Source organism: Acinetobacter sp. X9 (genome assembly GCF_054889255.1).
In genome coordinates, this window is the sequence record NZ_CM142679.1 from 3,656,621 (window position 1) to 3,679,785 (window position 23,165).

General features: G+C 40.6%; 19 protein-coding genes, 2 tRNA genes, 3 rRNA genes and 1 pseudogene. 9 read left to right on the plus strand and 16 right to left on the minus strand.

Translation table 11 applies throughout. The annotated features are described in order from the left end of the window. Positions 1–181: 181 nt before the first annotated feature. Positions 182–1,441, minus strand: a complete 1,260-nt coding sequence (locus ACYU0V_RS17405) for an esterase-like activity of phytase family protein (RefSeq protein ID WP_461848420.1) — start codon at positions 1,439–1,441, stop codon at positions 182–184. Between the two features lie 150 nt (positions 1,442–1,591). Further along, positions 1,592–1,996, minus strand: a complete 405-nt coding sequence (locus ACYU0V_RS17410) for a helix-turn-helix domain-containing protein (RefSeq protein ID WP_461848422.1) — start codon at positions 1,994–1,996, stop codon at positions 1,592–1,594. A gap of 81 nt (positions 1,997–2,077) precedes the next feature. Here ACYU0V_RS17410 and ACYU0V_RS17415 point away from each other — a divergent pair, with 81 nt between their 5' ends. The 4 genes from ACYU0V_RS17415 (at position 2,078) to ACYU0V_RS17430 (ending at position 4,275) form a co-directional block, all read left to right on the plus strand. Then, entirely contained in the window at positions 2,078–2,563 is a 486-nt protein-coding gene (locus ACYU0V_RS17415) for a DUF2938 domain-containing protein (protein WP_461848424.1), read from the plus strand. Positions 2,564–2,581: 18 nt separating this feature from the next. After that, positions 2,582–3,148 (plus strand): flavodoxin family protein, encoded by a 567-nt coding sequence (locus ACYU0V_RS17420; protein ID WP_202744958.1) that lies wholly within the window; start codon positions 2,582–2,584, stop codon positions 3,146–3,148. Positions 3,149–3,152: 4 nt separating this feature from the next. Next, positions 3,153–3,386, plus strand: coding sequence for a DUF2798 domain-containing protein (locus tag ACYU0V_RS17425; RefSeq protein ID WP_202744957.1), 234 nt, complete (start codon positions 3,153–3,155; stop codon positions 3,384–3,386). 280 nt (positions 3,387–3,666) lie between these two features. Continuing rightward, the gene (locus ACYU0V_RS17430) at positions 3,667–4,275 is read left to right on the plus strand and encodes a lytic transglycosylase domain-containing protein (RefSeq protein WP_081039240.1); all 609 of its coding nucleotides are present in this window, start codon (positions 3,667–3,669) and stop codon (positions 4,273–4,275) included. A gap of 55 nt (positions 4,276–4,330) precedes the next feature. On the opposite strand, the gene cysK is transcribed toward ACYU0V_RS17430, so the two are convergent. From cysK to ACYU0V_RS17470, 8 genes and pseudogenes are all read right to left on the minus strand, one after another. Beyond that, positions 4,331–5,329 carry a cysteine synthase A gene (cysK, locus tag ACYU0V_RS17435; RefSeq protein WP_461848427.1) on the minus strand — a complete coding sequence of 333 codons (999 nt, stop codon included), beginning with the start codon at positions 5,327–5,329 and terminating at the stop codon, positions 4,331–4,333. Between the two features lie 123 nt (positions 5,330–5,452). Continuing rightward, positions 5,453–5,567 (minus strand): 5S ribosomal RNA (gene rrf / locus ACYU0V_RS17440). A 32-nt stretch (positions 5,568–5,599) separates the two neighbouring features. Further along, positions 5,600–5,734 (minus strand): hypothetical protein, encoded by a 135-nt coding sequence (locus ACYU0V_RS17445; RefSeq protein ID WP_447512500.1) that lies wholly within the window; start codon positions 5,732–5,734, stop codon positions 5,600–5,602. Between the two features lie 21 nt (positions 5,735–5,755). Further along, positions 5,756–8,646, minus strand: a 23S ribosomal RNA gene (locus tag ACYU0V_RS17450). Between the two features lie 352 nt (positions 8,647–8,998). After that, positions 8,999–9,074: transfer RNA gene (locus tag ACYU0V_RS17455), tRNA-Ala, on the minus strand. Between the two features lie 55 nt (positions 9,075–9,129). Beyond that, positions 9,130–9,206 (minus strand) — tRNA-Ile (locus tag ACYU0V_RS17460). 59 nt (positions 9,207–9,265) lie between these two features. After that, a 16S ribosomal RNA gene (locus ACYU0V_RS17465) occupies positions 9,266–10,803 on the minus strand. Together the 16S, 23S and 5S rRNA genes with 2 tRNA genes alongside form the textbook arrangement of a ribosomal RNA operon. A gap of 519 nt (positions 10,804–11,322) precedes the next feature. Continuing rightward, a pseudogene (locus ACYU0V_RS17470) lies at positions 11,323–11,893 on the minus strand (TetR/AcrR family transcriptional regulator). 87 nt (positions 11,894–11,980) lie between these two features. On the opposite strand from ACYU0V_RS17470, the gene ACYU0V_RS17475 reads away from it, so the two are divergent. After that, positions 11,981–13,195 carry an oxygenase MpaB family protein gene (locus tag ACYU0V_RS17475; RefSeq protein WP_202745404.1) on the plus strand — a complete coding sequence of 405 codons (1,215 nt, stop codon included), beginning with the start codon at positions 11,981–11,983 and terminating at the stop codon, positions 13,193–13,195. 67 nt (positions 13,196–13,262) lie between these two features. On the opposite strand, the gene ACYU0V_RS17480 is transcribed toward ACYU0V_RS17475, so the two are convergent. The 4 genes from ACYU0V_RS17480 to def all read right to left on the minus strand — a co-directional run bounded on the left by ACYU0V_RS17480 (position 13,263) and on the right by def (position 16,682). Beyond that, the gene (locus ACYU0V_RS17480) at positions 13,263–13,469 is read right to left on the minus strand and encodes a hypothetical protein (protein WP_126645095.1); all 207 of its coding nucleotides are present in this window, start codon (positions 13,467–13,469) and stop codon (positions 13,263–13,265) included. Between the two features lie 53 nt (positions 13,470–13,522). Continuing rightward, positions 13,523–15,601 (minus strand): TonB-dependent copper receptor, encoded by a 2,079-nt coding sequence (locus ACYU0V_RS17485; protein WP_461848430.1) that lies wholly within the window; start codon positions 15,599–15,601, stop codon positions 13,523–13,525. A 72-nt stretch (positions 15,602–15,673) separates the two neighbouring features. Continuing rightward, a complete protein-coding gene (locus tag ACYU0V_RS17490) occupies positions 15,674–16,108 on the minus strand; it encodes a DUF2946 family protein (RefSeq protein ID WP_461848432.1) in 435 nt (144 codons plus the stop codon). A 43-nt stretch (positions 16,109–16,151) separates the two neighbouring features. After that, complete coding sequence (gene def / locus ACYU0V_RS17495) at positions 16,152–16,682, minus strand: peptide deformylase (RefSeq protein WP_002114101.1); 531 nt, start codon at positions 16,680–16,682, stop codon at positions 16,152–16,154. A 122-nt stretch (positions 16,683–16,804) separates the two neighbouring features. On the opposite strand from def, the gene ACYU0V_RS17500 reads away from it, so the two are divergent. The 3 genes from ACYU0V_RS17500 to ACYU0V_RS17510 are packed head-to-tail and all read left to right on the plus strand — an operon-like array spanning position 16,805 to position 19,734. Continuing rightward, positions 16,805–17,959 carry a LysM peptidoglycan-binding domain-containing protein gene (locus ACYU0V_RS17500; RefSeq protein ID WP_461848435.1) on the plus strand — a complete coding sequence of 385 codons (1,155 nt, stop codon included), beginning with the start codon at positions 16,805–16,807 and terminating at the stop codon, positions 17,957–17,959. A 20-nt stretch (positions 17,960–17,979) separates the two neighbouring features. Further along, positions 17,980–19,113, plus strand: a complete 1,134-nt coding sequence (dprA, locus tag ACYU0V_RS17505; protein ID WP_032063701.1) for a DNA-processing protein DprA — start codon at positions 17,980–17,982, stop codon at positions 19,111–19,113. Between the two features lie 51 nt (positions 19,114–19,164). Beyond that, positions 19,165–19,734, plus strand: coding sequence for an L-threonylcarbamoyladenylate synthase type 1 TsaC (locus ACYU0V_RS17510; protein WP_262442210.1), 570 nt, complete (start codon positions 19,165–19,167; stop codon positions 19,732–19,734). Positions 19,735–20,126: 392 nt separating this feature from the next. Here ACYU0V_RS17510 and ACYU0V_RS17515 read toward each other — a convergent pair whose 3' ends face one another. Further along, positions 20,127–21,047 (minus strand): DMT family transporter, encoded by a 921-nt coding sequence (locus ACYU0V_RS17515; RefSeq protein ID WP_079380978.1) that lies wholly within the window; start codon positions 21,045–21,047, stop codon positions 20,127–20,129. Positions 21,048–21,150: 103 nt separating this feature from the next. Next, complete coding sequence (locus ACYU0V_RS17520; RefSeq protein ID WP_081035512.1) at positions 21,151–21,804, minus strand: TetR/AcrR family transcriptional regulator; 654 nt, start codon at positions 21,802–21,804, stop codon at positions 21,151–21,153. A gap of 135 nt (positions 21,805–21,939) precedes the next feature. Between ACYU0V_RS17520 and ACYU0V_RS17525 the strand changes: the two genes are divergently transcribed. After that, entirely contained in the window at positions 21,940–23,154 is a 1,215-nt protein-coding gene (locus tag ACYU0V_RS17525) for an MFS transporter (RefSeq protein WP_086266220.1), read from the plus strand. Positions 23,155–23,165: the final 11 nt, after the last annotated feature.

The following is a 23,165-nucleotide window of genomic DNA, read 5'->3' on the forward strand; positions in this document are numbered from 1 at the left end:
GAGACATCTAAAGATGAAAGCCGATCATTTTAACATGAATTTCATTCATTTTCCCTGTTTATAAAACATGCGAAAACAACAATATAGAAATTAATTTGATTAAACTTTACTCAATATTTTATTCTTAGAATAAATACGGCGGAACAAAATCCGCCGCAGTTTTAATTTTTATTTATAGAGCTTAGAACAAAGCTTTTGGCAAACGAATTTGAATAATCTCGTTATCGTCAGCCAGTTTTGCGTTACGTCCTGTCGAACCAGGGAAGTTATTATCATTGAAAACCGTCAGCGTTGTGCCATTTTCAATAATTACATCTTCAATGGTTTCAAATGGAAAAGCAAAAACCTCCCCCGTACCAATATCCCCTGCTCTAGCTGTGCCATACAACAAATTCGGGTTAGCAATTTTAATTAAATCGACTAAATCTTCACGGCTTACTAGCTGACCTGACTCATTCAATTTAATACGGATTAATTTTTTATATCCACCTAAATTATTCTGAGTTGCATCACGTTCAATAATAATGCCTTCTTTATCATTAAAGAGTTGGAAGTCACCAATATTGGTTGCCTTACTGTCTAACTGGAACCAATAATATTTTCCTGTATACGCTTTTTTCTTCACATCAAATTGCGAAATCAGCAACTGTCTTTCCGTTTCTCGAATTGATTTAATTGGCTTTTCTATAAGAGGGTAAAGATACTGCCCATCTGGCGAAATCGCCATTCCTTCAAAACCGCCACTTTGTTGAACTAGAGGTTCTACAAAATTAATTTGTGCTTTATTAAACTGATTTTGTGGTGAACGTAATTCTTGAGTCGGATTTAATGGATTTGGTAAAGCGATTGGTGCATCTAATAACACGCCATCTGCTGAGAAATGAAGTAAATAAGGTCCAAACTCATCTCCAATCCAGTAGGTCCCGTCACTAGTACGCTGCATCGACTCTGGGTCAAAATCAGCACCCGTTAATAAACGCTCAGCTGTATCACCATTAACGATATTAAATGGAATTAATTTATTCGGATCACGCAGTTGGATAAAGCTTTGTACAGTAACTTGGCTTGTGCCTTTAGTTTTAGTTTTGAAATCAGGCTTTATTTTATAAATACGAAGTAAAAAGTCTGATGAATTATCTTGAGTTCCAAAACCATTATCGGCCATCGCCATATAACTGCCATCTTCATTTTTTAATGCAGCAGAAAACCCCTGTACAGGTTGACCTTTAAATGGAGGATAAATTCCATTTGCACCTTTCACATATGCGCCAGAGTCTGGACCAGCAGCATAAGTTTCTACAGGTAACTTAGCAAAAGAAATTAAGGTTGGTTCGGTAACGTTTTCAGTAGGTGAAGTTTGTTCGTGGTCGTTATCATCATTACATGCCGCCAATCCTAAACTGGCACAGCATAATAATACCGCTAATGTTTTTTTGCTCATGGTTTTATACATTTGGTAAAAAATTAAGCAAATTTAATCAAGCTTATATGAAATTTTTACTTCAAAAAGATGAAATCTTTATGGCAAAAATATGACAAGACTAACTATTTAATACAACCTTAAAAATTCGACTTCTTTGCTGAAAACTGATTAAAGTTTTGTTGGCTGATATTCTCCAGCAATTGCTGCTTTTAAAAATTTTTGGAAAGTTGGACATTCCATATGATTTTCAGCAGGACATACAGCAGCATGTTCTAATCCTTGGCTGATAAAATGCAATCGTTTTGCCATTTGCTCTAATTGTTCAGCTTTATCTTTTAATTTTTGCCGATCAAACTCAGGCTTACCATCTTGCCCAAACATTGTTGCGATTTCATTTAAGGAAAAACCCGCAGCACGACCTAAAGAGATTAATGCCAATTGATCAATGACCTGCTTGCCATATTGTCGACGTAAGCCTTGCCGCCCTATCGATTTAATTAATCCCTTCTCTTCATAAAAACGTAGTGTAGCCGTTGTGACTTTTGCCTTTTTAGCAACTTCACCAATATCCATAATAACCTCTTGACTTCAAGTGAACTTGAACTTGCACAATAAATTTATCACGTTTCATACGTATAAAAGCAAGGTGTAAAAATGAATACCTCTACGTTGTTCTTTCAAGCTTTATGTCTTGGTATTGGTGCAACCGTCGTTATGGATATATGGCTGTTCATATTAAAGATATTCAAAATTCCGACCTTAAATTTTGCCTTCCTCGGCCGCTGGGTTGGTTGGATATTTCAAGGGAAACTTATCCATCAATCTATTGCAAAAAGCCCACAAATTAAGGAGGAATATTTATTGGGTTGGATTGCTCACTATAGTGTTGGGATTATCTTTGCATTGAGTTTTCTTTTCATTATTGGTTCAACTTGGCTTAGCCATCCTCAATTTTATTCAGCTCTAATGTTTGGTGTAGTCACCGTTCTCATTCCTTTTTTTATTATGCAACCTGCTATGGGTAGTGGTTTTGCTTCTTCAAAAACCCCTCGTCCTTTTTTGAACTGCCTAAAAAGTTTGATGAACCATAGTGTTTTTGGTTGTGGCTTATATCTCACTGCAAAACTATTTCAAATTTAAATAAAAAGGAGACTGCTCATGAAGACTGTTGCCATCATTTACCATAGCCGCCAAGGTCACACCCAATTTATTGCTCAGCAAATTCAAACTGGTATTTTGAGCCATAAAAATATGAAAGCAGATTTATTCAATACTGAAGATATTATCAACAGCCCAGAAATTCTCATCCAATATGACGGCTTAATTTGGGGATCCCCCACTTATTTAGGTGGTGTATCTTCCAAGTTAAAACAACTCATGGACGCAACTGGTCCATTATGGAAAAAACAAAGTTTTAAAGGGAAATTAGCGGCTGGATTTACCGTTTCATCTCTTCCTGCTGGTGATAAACAATCGACGTTAATTTCGATTTTCACCTTTTGTATGCAACACGGCATGTTATGGGTCGGTAATCCAATCATGCCTGAACAGCACCAAGGCATTCCTTATACGCAAGCAGCCAATCGTCTCGGTTCATGGTCAGGCTTAATGGCTCAAGCTGAACATGGCAGTAATGCAGATGGTTTTGATGAAGGAGATATTAAAACTGCTCAACAATTTGGAGAAAATTTTGCATTAACCTTAAGTGCTTATCAAGGAATATAAGACCATGAAAGCACAGAAACTTTTATTCCTCTTAATTTTATCAGGAATGATGTCTTTTATAGTTTCAGGTATTTCAACTTTCAAGGCTGTAGGGCTAAATCATCACTTCGTTTCATTGTGGGTATCAGCTTGGATCATTGCATGGATATTAGCTTTCCCAAGTGTATTGATTTGTGCTCCTATAACGCAGAAATTAGTCGACATCATACTTAAGAAAGTTGAAAAAGTACGCCTGTAAGTTAAAACGTACAAAACTTGCGGTGATTTGCGGATATTCAGCTTTAGTATTTTTTCATAATATATAAATCATAGAGAGACAGGATGTCTCATTGAAGAAGAATAAGAACGCAGGAAGCGGTAGTTGACAGGAGTTAGCTACATAAAGCTGAATACGAAGAAACCTCGACAGGATGTCGGGGTTTTTTCATTTTAATTATACAAAATTCTTACTTTCTAGATGTGCTAAGCAACAGAACTTATATTGATCCGATAAGTACGGCTGAATACCATCATTTCATTTGAAATTTGATTATTGGTTTTGTATTTTGCTTACCTCATCTTTAGCTCAAGATCATTTTGAACCATCAGAATTACACCGCCTTAGCCTCAAATTTTTTATTATTGTATTGATGACAATAATGACAGGATGTACAAGCTTAGGACCGAATAGTGGCTCATTTTCCTGGCGCTCAAATAAACTCTCGTCTGGCTTACAAAAAGCTTATTCTGTTCCAGCGAGCACAGCCAATCGGCTATCTCCAATGATTATTCAAAGTGCTGACCAATATAATGTCCCCCCTCTTTTACTCGCAGCAGTCATCAGGCAAGAGTCTAGTTACAATAGTAATGCTCGCTCTCCTACTGGCGCCGTCGGTTTAACTCAAATTATTCCGAGTTATTGGCAACAAACTTGTGCGGGGAATTTATATGATGAAACCACTAATATTCAATGTGGTGCTTATATCTTAAATCACTATTATCAGTCAGCTGATAGTTGGTTCAAGGCAACAGCTTATTATAATGTGGGACCAACTGGATATGAGCGAAGCTTCTGGACACGACACAAAGCAAAAAAATATGCTCGATCTGTGAAACGTCATCAGAAAACTTTAAAAAGTGCATTATAAATTCAGATCAAATAAAAAAGCCCATCTATTAATGGGCTTTTTTACATACTTAATTTTATTCGTCAAATAAACCTTCAAATAAAACAGAAGATAAATAACGTTCTCCGCTATCAGGAAGAATAACAACTATTGTTTTACCAGCATTTTCAGGACGCTCTGCAATTTTAGCTGCAGCAGCCAAGGCAGCACCACTTGAGATACCTACCAAAATACCTTCTTGAGTTGCACAGTTTCTCGCCCATTGAATTGCTTCTTCACTACTCACTGGTAAGACTTCATCAACCAAATCCAAATCAAGATTTTTTGGAATAAAGTTTGCACCAATCCCCTGAATTTTATGAGGTGCAGGCGTAATACTTTCACCATTTTTAGTTTGAGTAATAATTGGAGACTCAGCAGGTTCAACTGCTACTGAGTACAATGGCTTATTTTGGACCTGTTCAAAATAACGAGAAATACCCGTTATCGTACCTCCAGTACCTACGCCAGCAACTAAAATATCAACCTGCCCACCTGTTGCTTGCCAAATTTCTGGGCCAGTTGTGTCCACATGAATTTGTGGATTAGCTGGGTTTTCGAATTGTTGAGGTAAAAAATAAACATCTGGTTGCTCAGTTGCTAATCGTACCGCTTCATCAACCGCACCTTTCATCCCTTTCGCCGGTTCAGTTAGAACTAAATTAGCACCTAAAGCTTTTAATACTTTTCTGCGTTCAAGACTCATGCTGGCTGGCATAGTCAAAGTAATTGGATAACCCTTCGCCGCCGCAACAAAAGCCAATGCAATCCCTGTATTACCACTAGTTGGTTCAACTATATGCATGCCTTCTTTCAACACACCTCTTCTTTCTGCATCTGCAATAAGTGCAGCCCCAATACGGCATTTCACAGAAAAGGCAGGATTACGACTTTCTACTTTCGCTAATACAGTTGCACCAGTTTTAATTAAACGGTTGATACGAACTAAAGGAGTATTACCAATAGCTTCTGCATTATTTGAATAAACTGCGATACCTAAATTATTGCGTGTTGGGAATTGTTGATCGGTAGACATGTTATATCCTTATTAGACTTGATATGAATTTCTTCCATTATAATCATATAAAGAATTGTAGGTATAAATTCCGCACATAAAGAAACACCCCCATTCATTGGAATGGGGGTGTTTGTAATAATGAGCTGGCGATGACTTACTCTCACATGGGTAACCCCACACTACCATCAGCGCTAAGAGGTTTCACTTCTGAGTTCGGGAAGGGATCAGGTGGTTCACTCTTGCTATGGTCGCCAGCACAACTGTTTATGGATACTTGCTTCGTTTTATTCACTGTGTGATACGTTGCGTTTTCCAAATCTTTACAGATGGGCTGATTGAATCTGATTTTTCGTTGTTCATTTTAGCTAAGTGTTTAACTAAATCAAGTTGCTTTGCATATTTATGAATCGATTGATGCTTCATATACAACTGCTTGGGTGTTGTATAGTCAAGCCTCACGAGCAATTAGTATTGGTCAGCTTCACATATCACTATGCTTCCACATCCAACCTATCAACGTCCTAGTCTCGAACGGCTCTTTAGAGGAATAAATTCCTAGGGAAATCTTATCTTGAGGTAGGCTTCCCGCTTAGATGCTTTCAGCGGTTATCCCTTCCGAACATAGCTACCCGGCGATGCGACTGGCGTCACAACCGGTACACCAGAGGTTCGTCCACTCTGGTCCTCTCGTACTAGGAGCAGATCCTCTCAAATTTCCAGCGCCCACGGTAGATAGGGACCGAACTGTCTCACGACGTTCTAAACCCAGCTCGCGTACCTCTTTAAATGGCGAACAGCCATACCCTTGGGACCTGCTTCAGCCCCAGGATGAGATGAGCCGACATCGAGGTGCCAAACACCGCCGTCGATATGAACTCTTGGGCGGTATCAGCCTGTTATCCCCAGAGTACCTTTTATCCGTTGAGCGATGGCCCTTCCATACAGAACCACCGGATCACTAAGACCTACTTTCGTACCTGCTCGACTTGTGGGTCTCGCAGTTAAGCGCGCTTTTGCCTTTATACTCTACGCGTGATTTCCGACCACGCTGAGCGCACCTTCGTACTCCTCCGTTACTCTTTAGGAGGAGACCGCCCCAGTCAAACTACCCACCAGACACGGTCCTCGTCCCGGATAACGGGACAGAGTTAGAACCTCAACATTACCAGGGTGGTATTTCAAGGACGGCTCCATTGGAACTAGCGTTCCAACTTCAAAGCCTCCCACCTATCCTACACAAGTAAGGTCAAAGTTCAGTGTCAAGCTGCAGTAAAGGTTCACGGGGTCTTTCCGTCTAGCCGCGGGTACACTGCATCTTCACAGCGATTTCGATTTCACTGAGCCTCTGCTGGAGACAGCGCCGCCATCATTATGCCATTCGTGCAGGTCGGAACTTACCCGACAAGGAATTTCGCTACCTTAGGACCGTTATAGTTACGGCCGCCGTTTACTGGGGCTTCGATCAAGAGCTTCGCTTACGCTAACCCCATCAATTAACCTTCCAGCACCGGGCAGGCATCACACCCTATACGTCCACTTTCGTGTTTGCAGAGTGCTATGTTTTTAATAAACAGTTGCAGCGGCCTGGTTTCTGCGGCTGTCGTCAGCTCAGGAAGCAAGTTCCATCACCAACAACAGCGTACCTTCTCCCGAAGTTACGGTACCATTTTGCCTAGTTCCTTCAGCAGAGTTCTCTCAAGCGCCTTGGTCTACTCGACCTGACCACCTGTGTCGGTTTCGGGTACGATTCCTGTGTAACTGAAGCTTAGAGACTTTTCCTGGAAGCATGGTATCAGCCACTTCACTGTACAAGTACAGCTTGCTATCGGATCTCAGTATAGAGTACCCCGGATTTGCCTAAGATACATACCTACATCCTTCCACCTGGACAACCAACGCCAGGCTGACTTAACCTTCTCCGTCCTCTCATCGCATTACACAGAAGTATTGGAATATTAACCAATTTCCCATCGACTACGCCTTTCGGCCTCGCCTTAGGGGTCGACTCACCCAGCCCCGATTAACGTTGGACTGGAACCCTTGGTCTTTCGGCGAACGGGTTTTTCACCCGTTTTGTCGTTACTCACGTCAGCATTCGCACTTCTGATACCTCCAGCATACTTCTCAATACACCTTCATCGGCTTACAGAACGCTCCCCTACCACTTGACTAATGTCAAATCCGCAGCTTCGGCACATAGTTTTAGCCCCGTTACATCTTCCGCGCAGGCCGACTCGACTAGTGAGCTATTACGCTTTCTTTAAAGGGTGGCTGCTTCTAAGCCAACCTCCTAGCTGTCTATGCCTTCCCACATCGTTTCCCACTTAACTATGATTTTGGGGCCTTAGCTGGCGGTCTGGATTGTTTTCCTCTTGACTACGGACGTTAGCACCCGCAGTCTGTCTCCCGGATAGTACTCATAGGTATTCGGAGTTTGCATCGGTTTGGTAAGTCGGGATGACCCCCTAGCCGAAACAGTGCTCTACCCCCTATGGTATTCGTCCGAGGCGCTACCTAAATAGCTTTCGGGGAGAACCAGCTATCACCAGGCTTGATTAGCCTTTCACCCCTATCCACAAGTCATCCCCTGGCTTTTCAACGACAGTGGGTTCGGTCCTCCAGTTAGTGTTACCCAACCTTCAACCTGCTCATGGATAGATCGCCTGGTTTCGGGTCTATACCCAGCAACTAAACGCCCTATTAAGACTCGGTTTCCCTACGGCTCCCCTATACGGTTAACCTTGCTACTGAATATAAGTCGCTGACCCATTATACAAAAGGTACGCAGTCACACCACGAAGGTGCTCCCACTGCTTGTATGCATGCGGTTTCAGGATCTATTTCACTCCCCTCACAGGGGTTCTTTTCGCCTTTCCCTCACGGTACTGGTTCACTATCGGTCAGTCAGGAGTATTTAGCCTTGGAGGATGGTCCCCCCATATTCAGACAAGGTTTCACGTGCCTCGCCCTACTCGTCATCATTATGTGTGCCCTTTCGTGTACGGGAATATCACCCTCTACGTTCGCACTTCCCAGAGCGTTCCACTAAAACACACATAACTTAATGGGCTGATCCCCGTTCGCTCGCCGCTACTGAGGGAATCTCAATTGATTTCTTTTCCTAAGGGTACTGAGATGTTTCACTTCCCCTCGTTCGCCTTGCAACACTATGTATTCATGTTGCAATACCTACCTTAAAGTAGGTGGGTTCCCCCATTCAGAAATCTCCGGATCAAAGGATATTTGCCGCCTCCCCGGAGCTTTTCGCAGGCTATCACGTCTTTCATCGCCTCTGACTGCCAAGGCATCCACCACATGCACTTAATTACTTGACTATACAACCCCAAACAGTCGTCAACACCTACAAGTGAGTGTTGTCCGTGCGATTCTTCATCGCTACTATCTGTTGTCTGTGTACTTAAACACTGTACAGCTTCAATCTAAATTCACATACCAAAACGCTTGATTCAGTTAATTTGCTAGTTCTCAATTCATTTAGATTAATTGCTTAATCCAAACTCTTGAGTGAACAATTTATTTCAGACTCAATTTTGCCAATCTGTTAATGAATAAACACGCCTTCGTCAGGTCATGCTTAATACCGTGATACTTAAATCACAGAAGTTAATAAACCAAGATCTAAATCTCTATTTACTAATTTCTGTAATCCGAACTTCTCTTAAGTTCTGGTGGAGACTAGGAGAGTCGAACTCCTGACCTCCTGCGTGCAAAGCAGGCGCTCTACCAACTAAGCTAAGTCCCCAGCTTACATCATCAGTCATGTATCTTTTATCTATAACTTCAACCAGTCAAAGTCATGGTGGGTCTGACAAGACTTGAACTTGTGACCCCACGCTTATCAAGCGTGTGCTCTAACCAACTGAGCTACAGACCCTCAGATACATCTATGAAGAACAACTTGTTGTGGATTCTTACCAATCGTCAATCTTTCGTTAAGGAGGTGATCCAGCCGCAGGTTCCCCTACGGCTACCTTGTTACGACTTCACCCCAGTCATCGGCCACACCGTGGTAACCGCCCTCTTTGCAGTTAGGCTAGCTACTTCTGGTGCAACAAACTCCCATGGTGTGACGGGCGGTGTGTACAAGGCCCGGGAACGTATTCACCGCGGCATTCTGATCCGCGATTACTAGCGATTCCGACTTCATGGAGTCGAGTTGCAGACTCCAATCCGGACTACGATCGGCTTTTTGAGATTAGCATCCTATCGCTAGGTAGCAACCCTTTGTACCGACCATTGTAGCACGTGTGTAGCCCTGGCCGTAAGGGCCATGATGACTTGACGTCGTCCCCGCCTTCCTCCAGTTTGTCACTGGCAGTATCCTTAAAGTTCCCGACATTACTCGCTGGCAAATAAGGAAAAGGGTTGCGCTCGTTGCGGGACTTAACCCAACATCTCACGACACGAGCTGACGACAGCCATGCAGCACCTGTATGTAAGTTCCCGAAGGCACCAATCCATCTCTGGAAAGTTCTTACTATGTCAAGGCCAGGTAAGGTTCTTCGCGTTGCATCGAATTAAACCACATGCTCCACCGCTTGTGCGGGCCCCCGTCAATTCATTTGAGTTTTAGTCTTGCGACCGTACTCCCCAGGCGGTCTACTTATCGCGTTAGCTGCGCCACTAAAGCCTCAAAGGCCCCAACGGCTAGTAGACATCGTTTACGGCATGGACTACCAGGGTATCTAATCCTGTTTGCTCCCCATGCTTTCGCACCTCAGCGTCAGTGTTAGGCCAGATGGCTGCCTTCGCCATCGGTATTCCTCCAGATCTCTACGCATTTCACCGCTACACCTGGAATTCTACCATCCTCTCCCACACTCTAGCTAACCAGTATCGAATGCAATTCCCAAGTTAAGCTCGGGGATTTCACATTTGACTTAATTAGCCGCCTACGCGCGCTTTACGCCCAGTAAATCCGATTAACGCTTGCACCCTCTGTATTACCGCGGCTGCTGGCACAGAGTTAGCCGGTGCTTATTCTGCGAGTAACGTCCACTATCTCTAGGTATTAACTAAAGTAGCCTCCTCCTCGCTTAAAGTGCTTTACAACCATAAGGCCTTCTTCACACACGCGGCATGGCTGGATCAGGCTTGCGCCCATTGTCCAATATTCCCCACTGCTGCCTCCCGTAGGAGTCTGGGCCGTGTCTCAGTCCCAGTGTGGCGGATCATCCTCTCAGACCCGCTACAGATCGTCGCCTTGGTAGGCCTTTACCCCACCAACTAGCTAATCCGACTTAGGCTCATCTATTAGCGCAAGGTCCGAAGATCCCCTGCTTTCTCCCGTAGGACGTATGCGGTATTAGCATTCCTTTCGAAATGTTGTCCCCCACTAATAGGCAGATTCCTAAGCATTACTCACCCGTCCGCCGCTAAGATCAGTAGCAAGCTACCTCTCTCCGCTCGACTTGCATGTGTTAAGCCTGCCGCCAGCGTTCAATCTGAGCCATGATCAAACTCTTCAGTTAAAATCATTTTGTACCTTATTTAAAGACAAGGTACCAATTCTGGCTCATCAATTACTGACTTAAATTTCGCTCAAATAAACTTCGAGTAATTTAAACCAATCAATCAATGAAAATTATTTCGATTAATCAATCAGTAAAAATCCACACAAGTTGTTCTTCAATTCTCTTAATGATCTTCTTCCTGGTTCGTCACCAGCAAGCTAGGTCGGCTATATTACTCTTAATCTCTTAAAAGTCAACAGGTAATTTCGATATTTTTAAAACTTATCTCTCAAACCAACTTACCATCAAATTCATCACTTAAAGCAACCAACTCAATTCCAAGTAACTGTTTTTCAACAAGTTTCTATCTGCATCACCGCCGATGGATGTGCATTATAGACCATTAAATTCCCTTTGCAAGCGAAAATTAAAAATTAATGACTTGAGCGTTTACTTTTAAACCACCACACGAATTAAACTATTGTTTTATATTGATAATTATTTTAATTTTTTATTTTTGACTTAAATAAGCCAGTATCATGCTCGATAATTCGCGTTTAAGTTGTTGTTCTGAGATAAGAAAATTGTTCTGACTTACATATCGCATCATCGTAAAAAGCGTACTATTAATAATTACAAAGGATTTATGCTTTACCTGTTCGAAGTCCCACTGATGAGGATTTCTACTGAATGTATATAGCCCTACTTCAAAAAAATGCTTTTCTAAAATCTGAGCAGCTTGCGAATGACTATAGTCATGCCAATGTTTCAGTACTTCTATAAAAAATCCGTGATCGGCTTTTAATGCATTAAATCCTAGCTCTATCGCCAAGGGAATAAGCAGATCTAAAGGAATATTTCCTTGATGCATAACTAATTCTTTGAGTTGTTGTCCTAATAGTTCGCTTTTACGGCGCAATAGTTCTTCTATGATTTGATCTTTATTCTCAAAGTATTGGTAAATCGAGCCTACACTCACTCCAGATTTCTCTGCAATTTTAGGAGTCGTTGTATGAAGCAATCCATATTGGGCAATACAGTACTGTGTTGCCTCTAAAATATGGTCAACAATAATTTTTGAACGCTGTTGCTGTGGGGCTTTTCTCATCGTTTTTTATTCGTTAAATGCGAATTGAATGCGAATAATTATTCATATTAGCCTATTTATTATTCAGTTCAATAAGTAAGTAACGATATGCAAATGATTAGCCCGACTCGACTTGCTTCTTTTAATGACATGCAAGACAGTAATTTCTTTACTCAGTTTTTAAATATCTGTTGCGAAAAACCTGTACAACCAAACTATAAAGAATATGTGTCTTTACAACGTGCTCTTTGTGAAGGAGACGTTGAAATGGATAAGGTGATTGATTGGGTTATGGAAGATCCCAAAGGTCACCGAATGATTTTTGAGAAGATATTATTTCAAGGCCGCGATAACCTATCTGAGCCGCTACCTACTGAGTTAGAAAATTTCTTTAATTACATTGAGCAAAAGCCTGAATGGTTAGATCAGCGTCAAATTGATGAGGCTGTTAAATTTACTCATCATTTAGGAATAAATAATGGTTTTATTCTTAGAGATTTATCCTTAATGGCGGGATATTTATATCCGGGGTTTAATCAGCCACTAATTTTAACGGGTGCATTAAAGAAACAAGCGGGTACTCGTTTAGCAGAAACCACAAAATGGTGGGTTGATATTACTGAACCTCAAGGACTTGACCGTCTAAGTTCAGGTTTTACGTCAACGATTTATGTTCGCTTTATTCATGCACTCGTTCGCCGACAATTAAAAAAGTCTGATCGTTGGGATAGTGAGGTTTGGGGAATTCCTCTTAATCAATTTGATTTAGCAATGACTAATTTGGCTTTTAGCAGTGTAGTTTTACTTGGTATTAGAGCTTTAGGTGTATGGCCGACCAAACAAAAAGCCAAGAGTTTTTTACATTTTTGGCGTTATATTGGCTGGTTAATGGGTATTGATGAAAAATGGCTTATTCAATCTGAATCTGAGGGTTGGAGGTTACTTTACTGGATGCAGTTTGCTCACCCTCGCTCCGATCACAGCAGTGTTGAGTTAGGATCAAGCTTATCCAAAGAGCCTTTTGAGAGAAAATATCTGCATTTACGCCCTCTGCAGCAGAAGCTTGCTTATCGACAACATTTAGAACTTACCCAATTTTTTATTGGCAAGAAGAGAATGAAACTACTCGGATTGCCTCAGCAGTCTGCCTCATGGTTTGCTTATTATCTAATTGTGCGTAATTCACTACTTTATAATGGTGCAAAGCTTTCACCAAAAGTTGAAAAGTTTTTATCTAAATCAGGCCGTAATATACAAAAACTTGGCTTAACGCTTTATCAGAATCAAGGTAAGGCAAAAACCTTAGCGAGTATGCATCAATAACTTTTAAAACTTAAAAACAAAAATGGAAGCCCATTAATTAGACTTCCATTTTCAAATATTAAGGAACTTATTGAGCTGATGAACTGTGCATTTCAGCGTGATTCATTTGCTCGTGTGACTCCGTCATCTGCTTCTTTTTTTGACTTGGCATGTAGTCAGGTTCATTGTTGATCGCCAAGTAAAAAACAATCATAAACAATAAACTCAGAATAGAAGCCACAATAAGTAACTTCCATCCCCACCAAGATTGTTCAGGTGATAATTTATTAGTCATTTCATTTCTCTCTTTAAATTAATATTTTCAGTTCATTTAATTCGTTAAGCTTTTTAAAACTTCATGCTCATACGGACCCAGTAGTTTCTTCCGATATTGTTAAACTGCTCTTCACTCGCAAATCCAAAGCCAGCACTACCCGCTTTATTTAAGTGTTCGGTATAGGTCTTATCTAATACGTTATCAATGCCAACAGAGACATCGATATCTTTACGAAGGTTGTAACTTCCGTTTAGAGAAAGAGTCGAGAAACCTTTACTTGGTTTTAAGTCATATCCTACGATATTACCTTGATGTAGACTCACACGGTTTTGCTCAGCCACAGCTCGCCACAAAAGACCTAAATTATATTTGTCAGCCACATAGCGAATATTTAAGCGACCTTCTAAAGGTGAAATTTGAGGTAATGGTTTGTCATCTGTGGTGTTTTTACCCCATGCATACATCGCACTCAAATCTGCCTGAATATGATCGGTAAATTGATATCCAATACCCGCTTCCGCACCTGCGATGGTTGCATCGACATTCTTGGCACCCGCAGTAATATCATGGCTCATATCATGCCCACCCATTCCAGTACTTGAGTGATGGTGATAACTCATTAAAATGTAGTCATCAACCAAACCAGCATAAGCAGAAGCCCATGTATTTAAAGGACCATGTTGTTGCTGAAAGCCCAGATCTAACTGTAGTGTTTTCTCAGGATTCACACCATTAAAAGTATTGGTTGAGCCCGCATTACCATGTTTAGGCGAGAAAAGTTCCCAATAATCAGGCATACGCTCTACATAACCTAAACCAATATAGCTTTTTAGGTCATGCTCAGGATGTTGATTTTCCCAACGAACAAATGCACTAGGTAAAGTTTCTGAACGGTCAACATTGAGCTTAAGCGCATCAATTTTCACTTGGTCAAGTCGTGCACCTGTCACCAGCTTTGAGTTTTCACTCCATTGATAACCAAGCTCACCAAAAGCACCATATGATTGAAAACGCATATCTTGACTAAACGGCATATTCATTTTTGGTGAAGACATGCTTCCACCATGTTTATTAAATTGAGAATCTATACCTGTAATCAAACTCCATTTATTCCATTCAGTAGTCATGGCTAAACGTGAATTTAGTGTTCTACGCGTTACTTGCATAGCTGATTTATCTAGATACATTTCATGAGTTTCATGATCATGCTTTAGTTCTGGCTGCCGCAAGCTAAAGTTATCCATAATATGGTCGTTATAGCTGTAGTTCACCTGCCCTTCAATTTTCTTAATGACATCAGTGATATTTTTCTTTTCGAATCGCAGACCTAAGCTTTCACGCGCAAACTGAGAACCATCCATTGAACGTCCAGCATAAAGCGATTCACCATCAGATTTCCCACCCGTGATTTCGACCCACGTGTTTTCATCTGGAGTAAAGCCAAGCGCTACATCAGCATTCCACTTTTTCCATGCTGACGGCACGGTATTTCCATCACCATCTTGATAACTATTCGACTCTGAACGGTTGGCATTTAAACGGATATATTTTTTCTCATCGCCAATTGCCGCTTCAACATTATGATCAATACGTCCAAATGAACCTAGCAAGACACTCGCTTGACCCCGATAAGGTTTTTCTGTGGTGAGCTGTTCAGGCTGACGCTCAAAAAGGACTGTTGCAGCAGAACCTGTATTGGCATATTGAACTGTTTGCGGGCCTTTAATCACAGAAATACGATCATAACTTTCTGGTGAAATGTAGGAAGTCGGTGCATCCATACGGTTTGGGCATGCACCTAAATTTTCAGTTCCATCAGTTAGAATTTTGATGCGTGAACCAAACATGCCTCGGAAGGTCACATCACCATTGGTTCCACCGCTTTGTATTGAGTTAAAACCCATAATACTTTGTAGGTAGTCTGCACCATCTGTAGCAGGCACTGGCTGAATGGGCTGTTTCGGGTCTGCATGTACAATCAGACCATTTGCATCGTTGCCTTGTTGTGCTGTAACAACAATAGGTGCTAATGAGTGAAACGCTTTGGTATCGGCATCATTTTTTTCTGAATTAGCAAAAACTAGCCCCGAATGAGAGACAGCAAACATCGCAACCCATAAAGGTTGTAGTAAAAATTTAGAATGTGGCATTTTTATACGCTCTAAAACATAAATAAAGTGATATCGAAGTCAGTTAAGACCCCAACAAAAAATTGCTTTTATTTATGCAAATAGAGGTGGTGCACGCCCTTGCGGGAGTAGAAAAAGTCGCTGTAGTGCAAAGTAGACATGTCTAAATGCTTGTTGATAAGCGACTAAGCGGACTTGTATGCGGACTAAAACTTCTTTTACGCCAAATTCAGGTGGCAAAACCAGATTGGCATAGACGGTACAATATTGACACTGGTGATTTGCATCATGATGATCATGTTGCTCAGAGGCTTGAGCCTGTTCAACATGATGTTCATGATGTTCATGATGTGAATGCATGGCATGTGACATGGTTTCCATCTGTGCTTTAGGTTTAAGCAAAGCGAGGGTAATAGTTTCACAGACCGGAGCAATTTGATACTGCTTCGGTAATAGCGGCTGTAGAAATACCGCAACCTGTAAAAATACTGCTGCACATGCAAGCAGTAAGCCACTACGAAAAACCAAAAATCACATCCACACTACATTAATGTTTCAAGAATAGAAATTTTTAACGTTTTACTGCAACTTTTTCACGTTCACGTTGACGAACAACTTTTTCGACTTTTTCTCGAGCACGCTGACGTTTAAGTGGCGACAAATAATCCACAAATAATTTGCCATTTAAGTGATCCATTTCATGTTGGATACAAACAGCGAGAAGTCCATCAGCTTCTAACTCAAATGCTTGACCTTCAAGGTTAATTGCCTCAATTTTCACACGTGACGGGCGCTCAACTTTGTCGTATATTTGTGGCACCGATAGGCAGCCTTCTTCGTACTGCTGCTTATCTTCTGTCAGTGGAGTTATTTTGGGGTTAATGAAAACCATAGGGTCATCTTTAGATTCAGACAAATCTATGACGATAAGCTGAATATGACGATCTACCTGTGAAGCTGCTAAACCAATACCGGGTGCGGCATACATGGTTTCAAGCATATCTGCTGCAAGTTGACGAATTTCATCAGTAACTTCTTCAACAGGCTTAGCAATGGTACGAAGACGGGGATCAGGAAAACTTAAAATAGGTAATAAGGCCATACTGACGTCCTCACTTATGCCATTGATTGAAAAACCAAATGAAGGAAATACTTCATCGAAAAATTGTGTGTTAGCCGCCTATTATAACGCATCTGCACGCATAATTTTTAGGAATTATCATAATGAAAAAGGTTTTTGACGGCATGGTTCAATTTCATGCTTTGGGGATAAAAAAGCATTTACTTGCTTTGGCACTTTTTACAGGGGTTGCATTCAGTACGGTAGCACAGACTTATGCTGCTAGTCCGAACCATAATCCACCCTCTCTTAAAAGTAATGCACCACATGTCTACGTTGTAAAACGAGGAGATACGCTATGGGATATTTCCGGTCATTTTCTGAGTAAACCTTGGCGCTGGCCTGAAATTTGGGCAAACAATCAGCATGTCAAAAATCCGCACTGGATTTATCCAGGTGATCGATTACTGCTGTGTAGTTTAGATGGCCGCCCATTGGTTGGAAAAGATGAAGGAGATGGCTGTGCCGGCATTATTCGCCGTTACACAGGTCAAATGACAAATTTACAACCTCAAGTTCGTGTGGAGTCACTTAACAATAACGTACCTGTTATTCCTCTTGAACATATCAAACAGTGGTTAGAACACAGCACTATTCTACCTATCGATGCAATTCAACATACTCCTTATGTAGTCGGTACTGCCGATCAACGTGTACTGGCGGCAAAAGGTCAGACTATTTATGCGCGCGGAGAAGGTTTAATTGATGGTCAACGTTATGCAGTTTATCGTGAAGGTGAACCTTATTATTTCACAGATAATAAAGGCAAAAAACACAGTCTAGGTATTGAGTTACAACAAGTTGCCTCAGGGATCGCGATCTCTTCTGAAAAAGACATTACCACGCTTGAGTTAACTGATAGCTACAATTCTGAAGTACGTCGTGGTGATCGGGTAATGCCAGAAGAAGAAGCAACATTGCCTACTTTATTTTATCCAGTAGATGCCACTCAGGTGACCGATGGCGGCAAAATTATTCGTGTAATGGGATCAATTGGTACTGCTGCCAAAAATAGTGTAGTGACTTTAGATCGAGGTATGGCACAAGGTATTCAAGTAGGACAAATTTTTGATATTACGCAACAAGGTGAAACCATTCGAGATCCTAAAACCAAAGAACCAATACAGTTACCAGGACAACAAATTGGTAGTCTGATGGTCTTTAGAACTTTTGATCAGTTGAGTTATGCCTACGTATTAGAAAGCGATTTACCAGTTAAAGTTGGTTCAAGCATTCAGCCACCCCGCTATAATGATTAATGCTGGATGTACCTTTTACAATGCTTACTCAACTTTCTTCACACCATTACCACACGCTTAAAGTGTGGTATTTGGTGCAACACTCTTTAGTCAGCTTTAAAAAGATTGTCGATTATTTTGGTAGCTGTGAAAAGGCGCTCCAACCTGCTGGATTATCTCAATGGCGCAATCTCGGGTTACATGCTAATCATTTAAAACGCGTAGCTGAGTTTCAAACCGCTCAAGGTCTAGCTCAGTTTGAAAAACTAATTCAACAGATCCATCAACATACTGACTTTATTTTAACGAAAGATGACTCAGGCTATCCCACTCAGTTATTACCTTATACAGACCATCCACCTATAATTTTTGGAAAAGGCCAAGCTCAAGCTTTATTGCAACCGCAAATTGCGATTGTCGGCAGTCGAAAACCAAGCCCGCATGGTCGCCAAGTTGCTTATGATTTTGCCTATTATTTAAGTGAAAAAGGTTTTTATGTGAGTAGTGGCTTAGCATATGGCATTGATGAAGCTGCTCACCAAGGAGCATCAGCACATCAACGTACGATTGCTGTGACAGGAACAGGTTTAGACAGTACCTACCCTGCTCAAAATAAAAAACTTGCAGAACATATTTTGGCTCAAAACGGCGCCATCATTACTGAGTTTTTGCCTGGAACACCTCCATTACAACAACATTTCCCACGTAGAAACCGAATTGTCAGCGGTTTGAGTTTAGGCGTGTTAGTGGTAGAAGCTACATTAAAAAGTGGTTCTCTCATCACTGCGAACAAAGCTGCCGAACAAGGTAAAACTGTATTTGCCATTCCTGGTCATATTTACAGTGAGTTTCATCAAGGTTGCCATCAACTTATTCGTGAGGGAGCAATTTTAGTCGATCATCCTGAACAAATTATTGAAGACCTTGCTTTACCCACTCAGTGGCAAAGTCAGCAACAGAACTCCACCGAGGAGGCTGTAGTTTCTAGTACTCCAGAAATTCCTGAGCATTTAATTAACCTTTATCAATCTTTAGACTGGGTCGGACAAAATATTGATCAGCTTGTTTTACATCACTCTCAGCCTGTTGCAGAACTCACCTCTTCACTGATGGAACTAGAACTACTTGGTTTATGTATGCAACAATCAGGATTGTATTTACGTTGTCGTTCTTAGTATTGGAGCGCACAATAGCAATTCTGTCTGATTGAAAGGAAGAGTATTACCATGATTACCACCTCAGTTACCGAAGCAGCCCAATGTTTACAACAAGGTCAAGTTTTGGCATATCCAACTGAGGCAGTTTGGGGGCTAGGTTGCAACCCTTTTAATGAGCAAGCTTTTCAAAAGATTCTTGAACTAAAGCAAAGGCCTATTGAAAAGGGTGTAATTTTATTAGCAGGTCATATTAACCAAGTTGAGCACCTACTAACTTCTCTACCTCAAACAACCCAACAAGAAATTATTGATTGTTGGACTAATCATCAACCTTCAGAAAGAGCAACAACTTGGCTATTACCTGCTGGTGAACATATTCCTTCATGGATTAAAGGTGAGCATCCTCTTGTCGCTGTTCGAGTCACTACACATCCTTTATGTGTGGCATTATGTAATGCTTTTCATGGCTTTATTGTCTCGACTAGTGCGAACCCAAGTGGGCAAGAACCTGCGCACTCACTACAGGATGCCTGCCAATACTTTGGTTCACAATTAAACTATCTGAATGGTGACTTAGGCCAGAGTCAACAACCAAGCCGAATCATTAACGCTCTTACCAGAGAGATTATTCGCGCCTAATTTCAAACAAAAAAAAGCTCAGTTATATAGGGATAACTGAGCATAAAAAAGGATGGGTATATACCACATCCAGAGGGTTTGGATATCTGTGGAACGAAAGGTAATTTACAAAGAAAAGAGCGCCTTTCGTAGTGGCCGCTATTATGTGGTAAGAGATTCAATGAGAGAAATATATTATTTCTCTAAAAAAAGCATGAAAAGTGTAGGGAATTTGCGGTTTTTTGCCTATAAATTAAAATTATATTAATATTTTTACTCGGCTTTTTTAATATTTATATTACAACCTATTTCTATAAACTATTTATAAATCATATAGAAAACCTTTAACTAAGAAAAAATTGGCATATTTTTATGAGTTTTTTTCAAAATATGCCATAGTTTTTTTAGCAACTTTAGTTTTGTTCTTGCATCAATTCGCTCTTTTTAGGACTCACCTTCTTCTGAGCCATAATAATACCAATCAAAATAACAATCCCACCTAGCGTGTGATAAATGGTCCACTGCTCAGATAACCAGACGCTTGCAATAACTGCTGTAAAGACAGGCACCAAGTTCATAAAAATACTTGTTCTATTAGGACCGAGTTGTTGAACAGCTAACATCCAAACTAAAGGCGCAATAAGTGAAGCAAATACACCTGCATAAATAGCACTTGGTGCATTTTGTACATTTAAAGCATCAAGTCCAAACCAGAGAATTAAAGGAATATGAAATATGACAGAAAATCCAATCTGAACATATAAGCTTGTCATAATTGGTAGTGGCAACTGCCATTTTTTAAGGAATACTCCATAAAATGCATAGAAGAATACGGCAATAATCATCAAAGCATCACCAAGGTGTCCGCCACCACTTAAAAGCTTATTAATATTTCCTTGGGACATGACATATAACAAACCTGCAAAAGATAGAATACTGCCAAAAACTGCAAAGCGATTAGGCACATCTTTTAAAATGGCAAGCGAAACAAAGATCGTAAAGATGGGAATAAATGCATTCACAATTCCCATATTGGTTGCACTGGTATAATGGGCAGCCGTATAAGCTAAGCCTTGATAAAGCACCATCCCAAATGCACTTAACACAGCAAGCTTAGGTAAATAGGGTATGACTAGTCGTCTTTGTCTCCACACAGACATAAACATAAATGGAGTCAAAATAATAAAAGCGATTAACCACCGATAAAAACTAATACTTACCGGAGAGATATAATCCGAGACATAGCGGGTGACTACAATATTTAAAGACCAAATCAATACTGCCAAAATGGGAAAAATAAACGCCCATTTGTGATATTTCATGACCTGACTCATAGCAATACACCATCTACAAAAGAGATTTTATTTTGAAGAATGTCTTAATAAATTGAAATATCGTATTTCCGACATTGATATCGAACTTAGGACATTATCCTTTTTAGAATAATGTCCAAGCTTTCACGGCATGACCTACCACTTTATGTAATTGCTCGCTACTCGCACCGTCTCTTGCTTGAATGGTAAGGCCTTGAATGACAGTGGTATAAAAATCAGTCATTTCCTGTAAAGGTGCATGAGAAGATAAATCCCCTTGCTCTACCCCTTGCTGAAGACGTTTTAATAATTTTTCTTTTGTCTTTATGCGCTTATCTAATAGATTTTGCTGTACATCTTGAGTGGCATCAGAGCAATTCATAGCCGCAACGACCACCATACAACCTGCTGGCTTATTGGGCTGAACCAATCTTTTAACAATGTCATAAAGATATAACTCAACAGCAATTTTTGCAGTTTTTGCTTCTACAAATATAGTGTCAATCGGACATCCTTCATGAGCTAAATAATAATCAACACTTTTGTAAAACAGCCCCGCCTTATCACCAAAGGCACTGTATAGGCTTGGTGCTGTAATTTCCAAAGCTTGCGTTAAATCACTAATAGACGTTGCTTCATAGCCATGCTCCCAAAAGAGCAACATTGCTTTTTGCAGAACCTCTTGTTCATCAAAGCATTTAGGACGTCCGCGCTTTTTTTTCAGCGCATCTTCTGCAGCAGCTAAATTCGTTTCATGCCTATTTGTCATAAAGATCACATCTATTTTTATAACAATCGTTATTAAATTAATTGACGTTCGATTTTTTATCAACTATTTTATTTTCATAATGATCGTTAGTTAATTAATAAATTGTCTTTCTTTACTCCAAATTTAGCCAAGTAAGGATTTCCTATGGACCAATCGTCTATCTCTAAAGCGCGACCCACGACCTCCACTCAAGGAAGCTGGTTTGCCATTTTGGCCGTTTCTATCGCAGCATTTGCCTTAGTTACAAGTGAATTTTTACCCGTTGGTGTTTTAAATAGTGTCGCAACAGATTTAAATATTTCTGTAGGTACAGCAGGTCTGATTATTACGGTACCCGGCATTATGGCAGCAATTGCAGCCCCTCTATTGCCTGTATCTGTAAAACAACTTGATCGGCGTTATGTACTTATCTTGCTGACAGCTATTATGGTTATTGCCAATACCATTACCGCATTTGCTGAAAACTTTCATATTTTATTGTTAAGCCGCTTAATTTTAGGTATTTCAATTGGTGGTTTCTGGGCGACCGCCATTGCTCTAAGTGGAAAATTAGCTCCCTCACACCTTCCTATTGCTAAAGCAACTGCGGTCGTGATGGCAGGTGTGACTTTTGCTACAGTTCTAGGTGTACCGATTGGAACTTGGTTAAGCGAGTTTTATGGCTGGCGTAGTGCTTTTGGAATTACAGCAGGCATTGGCTTAGTTGTTTTAATCTTACAATTAATCTTTTTACCTAAACTTGTACCAGACTCGGCAATTCATATGAAAGATTTGCCAGCACTATTACGCACTCCTAAAGCACGTAGTGGCATGTTGATTGTTTTATTGATCGGACTCGCTCATTTTTGTGCCTATAGCTATTTAGCACCTTTCTTTAAAAATGTTGCCGGTTTTAACGGGACAACCATTAGTTCATTATTATTGCTCTATGGAATTGCAGGTATTTTCGGGAATGCTTTTGCCGGATATAGTGGCAATCTAAATGTCCGTTATACATTAGCTTTTGTGGGCACATGCTTTGCAATCGTATTTTTTGGATTTCCTCTTTTTGCCGTTCATGAGTTTGGTGCTATTGTCTTAACCGCGTTATGGGGATTTGCATTTGGCGCTTTCCCTACCTCAGCAAATATCTGGATGTTTGTCCACGCACCACATGCTGTTGAAAAAGGTATGCCGCTTTTTGTAGGTATGTTTCAGGTGATGATTGCGACAGGTTCATTATTAGGGGGATATGTGGTTGATCATTTCAATGAAAATACTTTAATTTATGGTGTATTAAGCTTCGTTGCCCTAGCATTAGTAAGTACATTTACCTTAGCGAAAGGTTTAAATAATCCTAAAGCTACTTGTGAAAATTAAAATATGAGTCA